Genomic DNA, 12,173 nt, shown 5'->3' with positions numbered 1-12,173 from the left:
TTCACATCACGACGGCAGAGAGACGAATACATCATGGCGACCGGCAAAGGTGCGGCAGCTTCCAGCGCGGAAGACAAGTCCCAACCGTTTCAGTTTGCGCCGGGGCCATTCGATCCAGCTGCATGGCTGGAGTGGTCCCGTCAGTGGGCTCCCGAAATCAACGGCAAGCTGCCGCCCGGTTTTCCGTCAGGCATGCCGAACGGCGTGCCGGGCGCGTTTCCGGGCTTTCCCGGCGGCGATGCGTTTGCCAGGGCGTTCCAGGGCGCATTCCAGGGCCCGGCCGGCGCCGGTCTGAAGATCCCGCCCACGTTGCTGGCCCAGATCCAGGAACGTTACCTGAAGGATTTCTCCGAACTCTGGCGTGAAATGGGCGCGGCTGCCGTGCCGAACGGCGCTGCCGGCAATGGCAACGGCGATGCCGAGGCCGCCAGCCAGCGCCTGTCCGATCGCCGCTTCGCCAGCGCGGCCTGGCGCAACAACGCGCCGTACCGCTACGCCGCCGCGTTCTACCTGCTGACCGCCCGCACGATGACCGAGCTGGCCGACGCCGTGGAGGCCGACGCCAAGACCCGCCAGCGCATCCGCTTCGCGGTGTCGCAGTGGGTGGACGCGATGTCGCCCGCCAACTTCCTCGCCACCAATCCCGACGCCCAGCAGCGCCTGATCGAATCGGGCGGCGAATCGCTGCGCACCGGCATGCGCAACATGCTCGGGGACCTGACCCGGGGCAAGATCTCCCAGACCGACGAAACCGCCTTCGAGGTGGGCCGCAACGTGGCCGTGACCGAAGGCGCGGTGGTCTATGAGAACGAATACTTCCAGCTGCTCCAGTACAAGCCGCTGACCGACAAGGTCCACGCCCGGCCGCTGCTGCTGGTGCCGCCGTGCATCAACAAGTTCTACATCCTTGACCTGCAGCCCGAAAGCTCGCTGGTCCGCTACGTGGTGGAGCAGGGCCACACGGTCTTCCTGGTGTCGTGGCGCAACCCCGATGCGTCGATGGCCGAGCGCACCTGGGACGACTACATCGAGCACGCGGCCATCCGCGCGATCGAGGTGGCACGGGACATCAGCGGGCAGGACAAGATCAACGTGCTCGGCTTCTGCGTGGGCGGCACCATCGTCGCCACGGCGCTGGCCGTGCTGGCCGCGCGCGGCGAGCGCCCGGTGGCCAGCCTGACGCTGCTGACCGCGCTGCTCGATTTCACCGACACCGGCATCCTGGATGTATTCGTCGACGAACCGCATGTGCAACTGCGCGAGGCCACCATCGGCGGCGCCGCCGGGGCCCCATGCGCGCTGCTGCGCGGCGTGGAGCTGGCCAACACGTTCTCGTTCCTGCGGCCGAACGACCTGGTCTGGAACTACGTGGTCGACAACTACCTCAAGGGCAACACGCCGGTACCGTTCGACCTGCTGTTCTGGAACGGCGACGCCACCAACCTGCCGGGGCCGTGGTACTGCTGGTACCTGCGCCATATGTATCTGCAGGACGAACTGAAGGTGCCCGGCAAGCTGAGCGTCTGCAACGCGCCGCTGGACCTGGGTGACATCGACGTGCCTACCTATATCTATGGCTCGCGCGAGGACCACATCGTGCCGTGGACGTCCGCGTACGCTTCCACCGGCCTGCTGAACAACAAGCTGCGCTTCGTGCTCGGCGCGTCCGGCCATATCGCCGGCGTGATCAACCCGCCGGCCAAGAAGAAGCGCAGCCACTGGATCAACGAGGCGCTGCCCGGTTCGGCCCAGGAATGGCTGGCCGGTGCCGAGGAGAAGCCCGGCAGCTGGTGGCCGGACTGGATGGCCTGGCTAGGCAAGCAGGCCGGCGCCAAGCGCGCTGCGCCGGCCGACTACGGCAACGCCCGCTACCGGGCCATCGAACCCGCACCGGGCCGCTACGTCAAGCAGCGCGCCTGAACGTTTTCCGCCGGGGCCGGTTCCGTGGGACTGGCCCGGGGTTTCGTACCGATTGGCTTCATGCTTTCTCGAAAGGACTTCAAATGACCGACATCGTCATCGTTTCCGCAGCCCGCACCGCAGTTGGCAAGTTTGGCGGCTCGCTGGCCAAGATTCCGGCGCCGGAGCTGGGCGCCCTCGTCATCAAGGCCGCGCTCGAGCGCGCCGGCGTGAAGCCGGACCAGGTGAGCGAGGTCATCATGGGCCAGGTGCTCACGGCTGCCGCCGGCCAGAACCCGGCGCGCCAGGCCTCGCGCAAGGCCGGCCTGCCGGACATGGTGCCGGCCATGACCATCAACAAGGTATGCGGCTCGGGCCTGAAGGCCGTGATGCTGGCCGCCAATGCGATCATCGCCGGCGAGGCGGAGATCGTCGTGGCCGGCGGCATGGAGAACATGAGCGCCGCGCCGCACGTGCTGCCGGGCTCGCGCGACGGCTTCCGCATGGGCGACACCAAGCTGGTCGACTCGATGATCGTCGATGGCCTGTGGGACGTGTACAACCAGTACCACATGGGCATCACGGCGGAGAACGTCGCCAAGGAGTACGGCATCACGCGCGAGGCGCAGGACGAGTTCGCCGTGGGCTCCCAGAACAAGGCCGAGGCGGCCCAGAAGGCTGGCCGCTTCGACGAGGAAATCGTGCCGGTGCTGATTCCGCAGCGCAAGGGCGACCCGGTGGCGTTCAAGACCGACGAATTCGTGCGCCAGGGCGCCACGCTGGACAGCCTGTCCGGCCTGAAGCCAGCCTTCGACAAGGCCGGCACGGTGACGGCCGCCAACGCCTCGGGCCTCAATGACGGCGCCGCCGCCGTGGTGGTGATGTCGGCCGCCAAGGCCAAGGAATTGGGCCTGACCCCGCTGGCCACCATCAAGGCTTACGCCAACGCCGGCGTGGACCCGGCCGTGATGGGCATGGGCCCGGTGCCGGCCAGCAAGCGCTGCCTGTCGCGCGCCGGCTGGGAAGTGAAGGATCTGGACCTGATGGAAATCAACGAAGCCTTCGCCGCGCAGGCGCTGGCCGTGCACCAGCAGATGGGCTGGGACCAGTCGAAGATCAACGTCAACGGCGGGGCCATCGCCATTGGTCATCCGATTGGCGCGTCCGGCTGCCGCATCCTGGTGACGCTGCTGCACGAAATGAAGCGCCGCGACGCCAAGAAGGGCCTGGCCTCGCTGTGCATCGGCGGCGGCATGGGCGTGGCGCTGGCCGTGGAACGGAACTAAGCGAGACTGATCCGGCCGAAAACGAGTATTTGAGTTGCACTGAGGGGTAGCCGGCGGCAGGAGACATGGATTTGTCCGCCGGCGTCTATAACAGAGATCGGTGCCATTGCATCGATCAGCGAGCCAACAGGAGTGAATATGACTCAGCGCATTGCATATGTGACCGGCGGCATGGGCGGCATCGGAACCGCCATTTGCCAGCGCCTGGCCCGTGACGGCTACAAGGTGGTGGCGGGCTGCGGCCCGAATTCGCCGCGCCGCGAGAAGTGGCTCGAACAGCAGCGCGCGCTCGGCTTCGAGTTCGTGGCGTCCGAGGGCAACGTGGCCGACTGGGATTCGACCAAATCCGCCTTCGACAAGGTCAAGGCCGATGTCGGCGAGGTGGACGTGCTGATCAACAACGCCGGTATCACCCGCGACGTGGTGTTCCGCAAGATGACGCGGGCCGACTGGGACGCGGTGATCGACACCAACCTGACGTCGCTGTTCAACGTGACCAAGCAGGTCATCGACGGCATGGCGGACCGCGGCTGGGGCCGCATCGTCAATATCTCGTCGGTGAACGGGCAGAAGGGCCAGTTCGGCCAGACCAACTACTCGACGGCCAAGGCCGGCCTGCACGGCTTCACCATGGCGCTGGCGCAGGAAGTAGCCACCAAGGGCGTGACGGTCAACACGGTGTCGCCGGGCTATATCGCCACGGACATGGTCAAGTCCATCCGCCAGGATGTGCTGGACAAGATCGTGGCGACGATTCCGGTCAAGCGCCTGGGCCTGCCGGAGGAAATCGCGTCGATCTGCGCATGGCTGGCTTCGGACGAATCGGGCTTCTCCACGGGCGCCGACTTCTCGCTCAACGGCGGCCTGCACATGGGCTGACCGGCCGCTGGCTGCGCGACGCGCGGCCGGCCTGCTGCGGCGCACCGAGCGCGCTGCAGCAGGCCGGAAGCGTGCCGCGGCGCACCTCGCAAAACGGGCCGCCTGGCTGCCAGGACGGCCCGTTTTGCATACGATGCTGCGGGTTTTCCTTAATCGGGGTGGCTTTTCTTAGTGCTTTCTTGAGCATAGAATCAGGTCAGCGGCGCCCCCGGCACCAAACTAGAGCGCGGCGCGGGCGCCCCCGATTGCGCAGTGCATCGCATGCGGTGCAGCAGCGCGCAGCAGCAGATGCGCACCCCATGCATCAGCGACGACAAAGGATAGAGCACCGATGGCCACGACCAAAAAAGGCGCAGAGCGACTGATCAAGAAATACCCGAATCGCCGGCTCTACGACACGCAGACCAGCACCTACATTACGCTCGCGGACGTCAAGCAGCTGGTCATGGATTCCGAGGAATTCAAGGTCGTGGACGCCAAGTCCGGCGACGAACTGACGCGCAGCATCCTGCTGCAGATCATCCTGGAAGAGGAAACCGGCGGCGTGCCGATGTTCTCGAGCGCCATGCTGTCGCAGATCATCCGCTTCTACGGCCATGCCATGCAGGGCATGATGGGCACCTACCTGGAAAAGAACATCCAGGCGTTCATCGACATCCAGAACAAGCTGGCCGAGAACTCGAAGGGCCTCTACTCGGGCGAGGCGTTCAGCCCGGACATGTGGTCGCAGTTCATGAACATGCAGGGCCCGATGATGCAGGGCATGATGAGCAACTACATCGAGCAGAGCAAGAACCTGTTCGTGCAGATGCAGGAACAGATGCAGAACCAGGCCAAGAACATGTTCGGCACGTTCCCGTTCAACCAGCAGGAAAAGAAGTAAGCCACCGAGGCACACCCAGGCCGGCCCGCCGGTCGTCCGGATTCCCCCATCGCCGCGCGCGCCTGGAATGAGGCGCGCGCGGCGATGTCGTTTGTCATGAAGCGAGTGGCTCCCGCTTCTGCATCACGACGCCCAATCGCCCGCCCTGGGTTAGAATTCGCCCCACCTTCGGCCTTGCGCCGGCCCCCACAAGACGCAGTCAGGAAGTACAAGTGAAAAGTGACGAAAAATCAACGGCTTACGCGGCCGGCGTAGCCAATTTGCCCCGCGTGGGGTTTGTCAGCCTGGGCTGTCCGAAGGCGCTGGTGGATTCCGAGCAGATCCTGACCCAGTTGCGCGCCGAAGGCTACGCGATCAGCGGTACCTATAACGATGCCGATCTGGTCGTGGTGAACACCTGCGGCTTCATCGACGAAGCCGTGCAAGAGAGCCTGGACGCCATCGGCGAGGCCCTGGCCGAGAACGGCAAGGTCATCGTCACGGGTTGCCTGGGCGCCAAGAAGGATGCGGCCGGGCACGACATCGTCTCGTCGGTTCACCCGAAGGTGCTGGCCGTGACCGGCCCGCATGCGCTGGGGGAGGTCATGCAGGCCGTCCACACGCACCTGCCCAAGCCGCACGATCCGTTCACGGACCTCGTGCCGCCGGCCGGCATCAAGCTCACGCCCAAGCATTACGCCTACCTGAAGATTTCCGAAGGCTGCAATCACCGCTGCTCGTTCTGCATCATCCCGTCGATGCGGGGTGATCTGGTCTCGCGTCCGGTGGCGGAAGTGATGCTGGAGGCTGAAAACCTGTTCAAGTCGGGCGTTAAGGAACTGCTGGTGATCTCGCAGGACACCAGCGCCTATGGCGTGGACGTGAAGTACCGCACCGGCTTCTGGAATGGCCGCCCGCTCAAGACCCGCATGACCGAACTGGTCGGCGCGCTGGGCGAACTGGCCAGCCAGTACGGCGCCTGGGTGCGCCTGCACTACGTGTACCCGTACCCGCACGTGGATGAGATTATTCCGCTGATGTCGCAGGGCAACGTGCTGCCGTACCTCGACGTGCCGCTCCAGCACGCCCACCCGGACGTGCTCAAGCGCATGAAGCGCCCGGCCAATGCCGAAAAGACGCTGGATCGCATTCGCGCCTGGCGCGAGATGTGCCCCGAGCTGACCATCCGCAGCACGTTCATCGCCGGGTTCCCGGGCGAGACCGAGGAAGAGTTCCAGACGCTGCTCGACTTCATCGCCGAAGCCGAGCTGGACCGCGTGGGCTGCTTCGCCTATTCGCCCGTGGACGGCGCCACCGCGAACGACCTGCCCGGCGCGCTGCCGGACGAGGTACGTGACGAGCGCCGCGCGCGGTTCATGGAGGTGGCCGAGGAAGTTTCCGCGCGCCGCCTGCAACGCAAGGTCGGCCAGACGCTGCGCGTGCTGGTGGACGAGGTGAACCAGGATGGCGGCGTGGGCCGGTCGTCCGCCGATGCGCCCGAGATCGACGGTCTGGTCTATATCGACCCGGCCGCGAAGCCGTCGCAACGCTACAAGACCGGCGACTTCGTCCACGTGAAGATTACCGGCGCCGATGGCCACGATCTGTGGGGTGAAGTGGTTTAAACGTCACTGCCGGGCCCGGGACATTAGGTAAAAGTACGGTCGTTCGTTTTGGGGTGGCCGGGACTATACTGTGCGCCGCAACATGAACTCATGGAGACAAGACATGACGCGTGAAGTGGTGGTTGTCAGCGGTGTGCGCACCGCAATCGGCACCTTCGGCGGCAGCCTGAAGGACGTGGCCCCGACCGATCTGGGCGCGCTGGTCGTGCGCGAGGCACTGGCCCGCGCCAACGTGTCCGGCGACGACGTCGGCCACGTGGTATTCGGCAATGTGATCCAGACCGAACCTAAAGACATGTACCTGGGCCGCGTGGCGGCCGTGAACGGCGGGGTGTCGATCAACGCCCCCGCACTGACTGTGAACCGTCTCTGCGGTTCGGGCCTCCAGGCCATCGTCAGCGCCGCCCAGTCCATCCTGCTCGGCGATGCCGACGTGGCCATCGGCGGTGGCGCGGAGAGCATGAGCCGCGCGCCGTACCTGGCGCCGATGGCGCGCTGGGGCGCGCGCATGGGCGATGCCAAGCTCGTCGACATGATGCTCGGCGCGCTGCACGACCCGTTCCACGCCATCCACATGGGCGTGACGGCCGAGAACGTGGCCAAGGAGTACGACATCTCGCGCGCCCAGCAGGACGAGGCTGCGCTGGAGTCGCACCGCCGCGCGTCGGCTGCCATCAAGGCCGGTCATTTCAAGGACCAGATCGTTCCCGTCACGCTGAAGTCCCGCAAGGGCGATGTCGTGTTCGACACCGACGAGCACGTTCGCCACGACGCCACCATCGACGACATGACCAAGCTCAAGCCGGTCTTCGTCAAGGAAAACGGCACGGTGACGGCGGGCAATGCGTCGGGTCTGAACGACGCGGCGGCCGCCGTGGTGCTGATGGAGCGCGCCGAAGCCGAGCGCCGTGGCCTGAAGCCGCTGGCGCGCCTGGTGTCCTACGGCCACGCCGGCGTGGACCCTAAGACCATGGGTATCGGCCCGGTGCCGGCCACCAGGATCGCGCTCGAACGCGCCGGCCTGTCGGTCAAGGATCTCGATGTGATCGAGGCCAACGAGGCCTTCGCTGCCCAGGCGTGTGCCGTGACCAAGGCGCTCGGCCTCGATCCGGCCAAGGTCAACCCGAACGGCTCGGGGATCTCGCTGGGCCATCCGATTGGTGCGACCGGCGCGCTGATTACCGTCAAGGCTGTGCACGAACTGCAACGCGTGCAGGGCCGCTATGCGCTCGTGACGATGTGCATTGGCGGTGGCCAGGGCATTGCTGCTATCTTTGAGCGTATCTGAGTCCTGATCCGGGGTTTGCCTTGCTGCGTCCGATGCCTTTCCGCCTGACCGTTGTTGCCGCGTTCGTGGTGTTCGTTCCGCTGGTCGCCCAGGCGGCTGGCAGCGAGTCGTTGTCAACAGGTGGGCAGGGCGGGCAGGGCAGTCTCGGCATCAACGAGGCCATCCGCGCTGGGGAAGCCCGGCGCGGGACGTCGCTGTCCTCGGGCCCGGTCGGCTCGCTGGCGCCGCGCTCCGAGTACGCGAAGTTCCCGGTCTACGTCGGCAATGTCGGCGACAAACAAGTGCGGCTGCGCGTCGGCCCCAAGACCGATACCCGCGACAGCCTGCAGGGCGAGTACGCCTCCGGCGACGGCAAGGGCGGTGTGCGCCTGTTGTCTGGCGAATGGAACGAAGGCGCCTTCCTGATGGAAGAGTCCGATGACGGCACGCGCGTCTCGGGCAACTGGGAAGGCCGCATCGACCAGAGCGGCGCGGTGAGCGGCACCTGGACCGACGCCTTCAACCCGGCCATCGTGCTGCCGTTCTTCATCCGCCCGCTTGGCGGCTACCTCGTTATTCCGCCATTCGACATGCGGCCCAGCAGCGGCGTCACCTATGCGCCGCCCGTGCCGAAATCCTCGATCTCGATCGGCAACTCGCGCTGAGCCAGATCAGGCGCGGTGACGGTGGCCTCTCGGCCAGCCCGGCATTTGCTGGTAAGCTCGGACGTCTGATCCGACCTTCCGCAAACGAGGATTTCGCCGTGTCCGACCGTTCCCAATCCGACGCCTCCCGCTACCTCCAGACGCTGGCTGTCCAGCCCGAACTCGACATCGCGCCGGGCTTCGACTCGTTTTCCACGCCGACCTATCGCGGCTCGACCGTGGTCTTCCGCAATCTGGACGAATTGCGCGCCTATGGCGACCCCACGAAGACCTACTGGCGCTACGGCCTGCACGCCACGCCCACCAGCGAGGCGCTGTGCCAGCAGCTTGCCCAGATCGAAGGGGGCCGGCATACCCTGCTGCTGCCGTCCGGCATGGGCGCCATCTCGCTGGTCTATTTCGCGTTCCTGAAATCCGGCGACGACGTGCTCGTGCCGGACAACGTCTACGGCCCCAATCGCGACCATGGCGAATGGCTGGCCCGCGAATTCGGCGTGAGCGTGCGCTACTACCACCCCATGGCGGGTGCCAGCATCGCGTCGATGATCCGGCCCAACACCAAGCTGATCTGGCTCGAGGCGCCGGGCTCGGTGACGATGGAAGTGCCCGATACCGAGGCCATTGTCGCGGCCGCCAAGGCGCGCGGCGTGCTCACGGCCATCGACAATACCTGGTCGGCGGGCGTCTACTTCCAGCCGTTCGCGAAGGGTATCGACATCTCGGTGCAGGCACTGACCAAATACCAGTCGGGCGGCAGCGACGTGCTGATGGGCGCCGTGATCACGGCCGACGAATCGCTCCACAACCGCCTCAAGCGCACGCGCATGGTGATGGGCTGGGGCGTGTCCGCCGATGACTGCTTCCTGGTCCTGCGCGGCATGGCAAGCATGCCGGTGCGGCTGGCCGCGCATGACCGGTCCGCGCGCGAGATTGCCGAATGGCTGACCAAGCGGCCCGAGGTGACGCGCGTGCTCCATCCCGCGCTGCCCGATTGCCCCGGCCATGCCGAATGGCGGCGCGACTTCACCGGTGCGAGCGGGCTGTTCTCGATCATCCTGCACAGCCGTTTTGGGCGCGAGCAGGTGGACGCCTTCGTCGAGGCCCTGAAGCTGTATGCGATTGGCTGGTCGTGGGGCGGGGCGCACAGCCTGGCCGTGCCGTACCACGTGGACACCATGCGTCCGGCGGGCACGTGGCCGCCGGCTGGCTGGGAGAATGCGGGGGAACTGGTGCGGCTCTACATCGGCCTGGAAGACTCACGCGACCTGATCGCGGACTTGAAGCAGGCGATGGAGCAGCACTTGCGCTGAGGGGAAAGCAGAAGGCGTCTCTCCCCGATGGAGAGAGACGCCGGCACATCAAGACGCGTCGGCCTTGCGCAGGGCCGGTTGCGCGGCCTGCTCGGGTGTGGCCGGACGCAGCGCCCAGACCGATTCCGCCGGGCCGTTGTGCGCACGCCGCTGCGTGGCACGGGCCAGCACCACGTAGCCCACCGCCAGCGCGATGGCGCCGATATCGAAGCCAGCCACGCCCCAGCGCCCGTGCAGCGCGGCCACGATGAAGTGGTCGCCGGTCAGCAGGGCATTGGCGAGCGGCACGGTCAGCGAGGCCAGTGCTGCCACATAGAGCAGCTCGACGGCCGCCCGCACGGGCGGACGCACCAGCGACCAGCCCACCGCCAGCAGGAACACCGGCCAGAACACATAGCTCACGGCGCGCTCGGGCCACAGCAGCGCGGCCGGGAAGCACAGCGCCACGCCGATACAGGTGCCGATGCACACGCCCACCGTGGCCTGCGCCAGCAGGCGATGCACGCGCGGCTGCTCGGCCTGGCGCGTCTTGCGGCGCGACTCGATCCACAGCAGGTTGCCCGAGTAGAACAGGAACGCACCCGCCAGGCCCGCCAGCAGGTAGACGATCCGCACGGGCAGGTCGCCGTAGGTGCCGTAGTGCAGTGCGAAGATGCCGCTATACAGCGTGTGATTGGTGTCACGCGCGCCTGGGGTCTGGTTGGCGATCAGCTTGCCGGCGTTCGGCTCGTTGGCCGCCGCGTGGATGCCCACGGAGCCGCCATTGCCCAGCGCCCGCTCGCTATCGCCCCGCACTTCGGCCACGGCATTGGCATCGCCATAGCGCTGGAAGCGGATGGCCTCCGGCGTGAAGCGCTCGCCGGCGTGCTCGCGTGCGATCGCCAGCAGCTGCGCCGCCGGCATGGTCGGCGAGGCCCGGCCGGCGGCCGTCATTTCCGGCGTGGCCGCAATCGCGGTGGGCACCTGTTCCATCAGCTTGCCGTTGAAGGTGAGCATGTTGAACACCATCACCATGACCAGCGACAGGCACAGGAACGCGCCCGTGACCGCGAACACCATGTGGAACGGCAGGCTGAACAGGCCGACCACGTTGTGCGCGTCCATCCAGAACCGTTTCAGGTTGCGGCCCGGCCGCACCGCGAACAGGTCCTTCTTGAGGCGCGGCAGGTGCAGCAGCACGCCGGACACCAGCGCCAGCCCGTACAGCACCGAGATGATGCCCATGAAGTACGTGCCGTTCAGGCCCAGGCCGAGCGAGTAGTGCAGCGAGTTCAGGAACGCCGACAGCTCCCCGGTGACACGGTCGAGCGAGGTGTCGCGCTGTGCGGCGGCGTCGCCGTTCAGGGCCGTGCCGTTCATGGTGTGCCACGCGCCGGTCTTGTCCTGCCAGTAGGCGTTGAAGTCCGGCTCTTCCTTGCTCGGCAGCGACACGTAGACGCTGGCGGCGGCATCCGGATGCACGGCCACCAGTTTCTGGACGAAGGCGTCGACGGCCGGGCCATCGACGTGCACCTCGGTGGCGTTGCGGCCTTCCAGGCGGGCCGGGTTCTGCCAGATGTGCAGCTCGTGGTGGAAAACCGTGATGGCGCCCGCGAAGAAGGCGATGAACAGCGCCCAGCCGGCCATCAGGCCAACCCAGGTATGCAGCGTCTGGTAGAGGCGGAGGGTATTGGGTTTCATGGGGAGGTCCTCACGACCCGGCCAGCGCGGACGCGGCGGGCATGGTGTTCGTCAGGCGCAGCGCCCACAGGACGCCGAAGCAGATCAGGTTGGCGCCGCCCAGCCAGAGCCACGCGGCCGCGCTGGTGCGGAACAGCAGGCTCAGGCTGATCAGCGTTACCCAGCCGACGAAGCTGAGCAGCACCGCCGCTACCACGCCGCCATGCCAGCCGCCTGGCAGCCAGAGGATGCCCAGCGTGCACAGCGCGATGGCCAGGGGCAGGCCCAGCAGTGTCCCGGCAAGCCATTTCGTGCCCATCATGCTGCGCTCCCTTCCCGGCGGTGCAGCCCGCGGCGATGGTGGGCCCAGGTGCCGATGAACGGCCACAGGGACAGGCTGCAGGTCAACGTGACCAGCGTGGCCGCGATGGCCACAGGCCAGCCCTCGGGCACGCTCATGGTCCAGGCGCTGGCGATGGTCAGCAGCACGCCGAGCCAGCCCAGCAGCCGGGGCGGCAGGGGTGCGCGGCCTTCACCGCCGGCGGTGACAAAGAGAACCTGGTTCGGCGCGGCGAGATACAGGCACGCAGCCGCCGCCAGTCCTAGCAATACAGCGAACGCTTGCATGCGAGCGACATCGGAATGGTTGGAATACCGAATAGTAATGATTCGCATTTGTTTTCACAAGGAAATCAATACGTTGCGTTACAGTTCGGCCGCC

At 66.5% G+C, this 12,173-nt stretch carries 11 protein-coding genes; 8 read left to right on the top strand and 3 right to left on the bottom strand.

Going from position 1 to position 12,173, the window contains the following annotated elements; all coding sequences use genetic code 11:
• Window positions 1-33 precede the first annotated feature (33 nt).
• From phaC to SB751_RS01310, 8 genes are all read left to right on the top strand, one after another.
• A complete protein-coding gene (gene phaC / locus SB751_RS01345) occupies window positions 34-1,920 on the top strand; it encodes a class I poly(R)-hydroxyalkanoic acid synthase (protein WP_144195748.1) in 1,887 nt (628 codons plus the stop codon).
• A gap of 83 nt (window positions 1,921-2,003) precedes the next feature.
• Window positions 2,004-3,185, top strand: a complete 1,182-nt coding sequence (locus SB751_RS01340) for an acetyl-CoA C-acetyltransferase (protein ID WP_092292934.1) — start codon at window positions 2,004-2,006, stop codon at window positions 3,183-3,185.
• Window positions 3,186-3,323: 138 nt separating this feature from the next.
• Window positions 3,324-4,064, top strand: a complete 741-nt coding sequence (locus SB751_RS01335) for a 3-ketoacyl-ACP reductase (RefSeq protein ID WP_144195744.1) — start codon at window positions 3,324-3,326, stop codon at window positions 4,062-4,064.
• 331 nt (window positions 4,065-4,395) lie between these two features.
• Window positions 4,396-4,947 (top strand): polyhydroxyalkanoate synthesis repressor PhaR, encoded by a 552-nt coding sequence (phaR, locus tag SB751_RS01330; RefSeq protein WP_144195742.1) that lies wholly within the window; start codon window positions 4,396-4,398, stop codon window positions 4,945-4,947.
• A 212-nt stretch (window positions 4,948-5,159) separates the two neighbouring features.
• Window positions 5,160-6,551: a 30S ribosomal protein S12 methylthiotransferase RimO gene (rimO, locus tag SB751_RS01325; protein ID WP_313816700.1), complete on the top strand. Its 1,392-nt coding sequence runs from the start codon at window positions 5,160-5,162 to the stop codon at window positions 6,549-6,551.
• 103 nt (window positions 6,552-6,654) lie between these two features.
• Window positions 6,655-7,839: a beta-ketothiolase BktB gene (bktB, locus tag SB751_RS01320; protein ID WP_211943347.1), complete on the top strand. Its 1,185-nt coding sequence runs from the start codon at window positions 6,655-6,657 to the stop codon at window positions 7,837-7,839.
• 32 nt (window positions 7,840-7,871) lie between these two features.
• A complete protein-coding gene (locus SB751_RS01315) occupies window positions 7,872-8,483 on the top strand; it encodes a hypothetical protein (RefSeq protein ID WP_410747735.1) in 612 nt (203 codons plus the stop codon).
• Window positions 8,484-8,581: 98 nt separating this feature from the next.
• Window positions 8,582-9,793 carry a cystathionine beta-lyase gene (locus SB751_RS01310; protein WP_144195736.1) on the top strand — a complete coding sequence of 404 codons (1,212 nt, stop codon included), beginning with the start codon at window positions 8,582-8,584 and terminating at the stop codon, window positions 9,791-9,793.
• 48 nt (window positions 9,794-9,841) lie between these two features.
• Here the strand turns inward: SB751_RS01310 and SB751_RS01305 are convergent, their stop codons facing one another.
• Genes SB751_RS01305 through SB751_RS01295 form a run of 3 tightly spaced genes read right to left on the bottom strand, consistent with a single transcriptional unit; the run spans window position 9,842 to window position 12,079 of the window.
• A complete protein-coding gene (locus SB751_RS01305) occupies window positions 9,842-11,473 on the bottom strand; it encodes a PepSY-associated TM helix domain-containing protein (RefSeq protein ID WP_250025195.1) in 1,632 nt (543 codons plus the stop codon).
• A 10-nt stretch (window positions 11,474-11,483) separates the two neighbouring features.
• The gene (locus SB751_RS01300; protein WP_144195732.1) at window positions 11,484-11,774 is read right to left on the bottom strand and encodes a DUF4175 domain-containing protein; all 291 of its coding nucleotides are present in this window, start codon (window positions 11,772-11,774) and stop codon (window positions 11,484-11,486) included.
• Window positions 11,771-12,079: a hypothetical protein gene (locus tag SB751_RS01295; RefSeq protein WP_144195730.1), complete on the bottom strand. Its 309-nt coding sequence runs from the start codon at window positions 12,077-12,079 to the stop codon at window positions 11,771-11,773. The genes SB751_RS01300 and SB751_RS01295 overlap by 4 nt, the downstream gene beginning before the upstream one ends.
• Between the last annotated feature and the right edge of the window lie 94 nt (window positions 12,080-12,173).

The organism is Cupriavidus sp. SIMBA_020 (assembly GCF_046535395.1).
Taxonomy (GTDB): Bacteria; Pseudomonadota; Gammaproteobacteria; order Burkholderiales; family Burkholderiaceae; genus Cupriavidus; species Cupriavidus campinensis.
This window is presented reverse-complemented; position numbering and strand designations above follow the sequence as displayed.

Bases quoted from the DNA above. Each gene is read 5' to 3' on its own strand.
- phaC (WP_144195748.1), top strand. From the start codon at position 34: ATGGCGACCGGCAAAGGTGCGGCAGCTTCCAGCGCGGAAGACAAGTCC.
- SB751_RS01340 (WP_092292934.1), top strand. From the start codon at position 2,004: ATGACCGACATCGTCATCGTTTCCGCAGCCCGCACCGCAGTTGGCAAG.
- SB751_RS01335 (WP_144195744.1), top strand. From the start codon at position 3,324: ATGACTCAGCGCATTGCATATGTGACCGGCGGCATGGGCGGCATCGGA.
- phaR (WP_144195742.1), top strand. From the start codon at position 4,396: ATGGCCACGACCAAAAAAGGCGCAGAGCGACTGATCAAGAAATACCCG.
- bktB (WP_211943347.1), top strand. From the start codon at position 6,655: ATGACGCGTGAAGTGGTGGTTGTCAGCGGTGTGCGCACCGCAATCGGC.
- SB751_RS01315 (WP_410747735.1), top strand. From the start codon at position 7,872: ATGCCTTTCCGCCTGACCGTTGTTGCCGCGTTCGTGGTGTTCGTTCCG.
- SB751_RS01305 (WP_250025195.1), bottom strand. From the start codon at position 11,473: ATGAAACCCAATACCCTCCGCCTCTACCAGACGCTGCATACCTGGGTT.
- SB751_RS01300 (WP_144195732.1), bottom strand. From the start codon at position 11,774: ATGATGGGCACGAAATGGCTTGCCGGGACACTGCTGGGCCTGCCCCTG.
- SB751_RS01295 (WP_144195730.1), bottom strand. From the start codon at position 12,079: ATGCAAGCGTTCGCTGTATTGCTAGGACTGGCGGCGGCTGCGTGCCTG.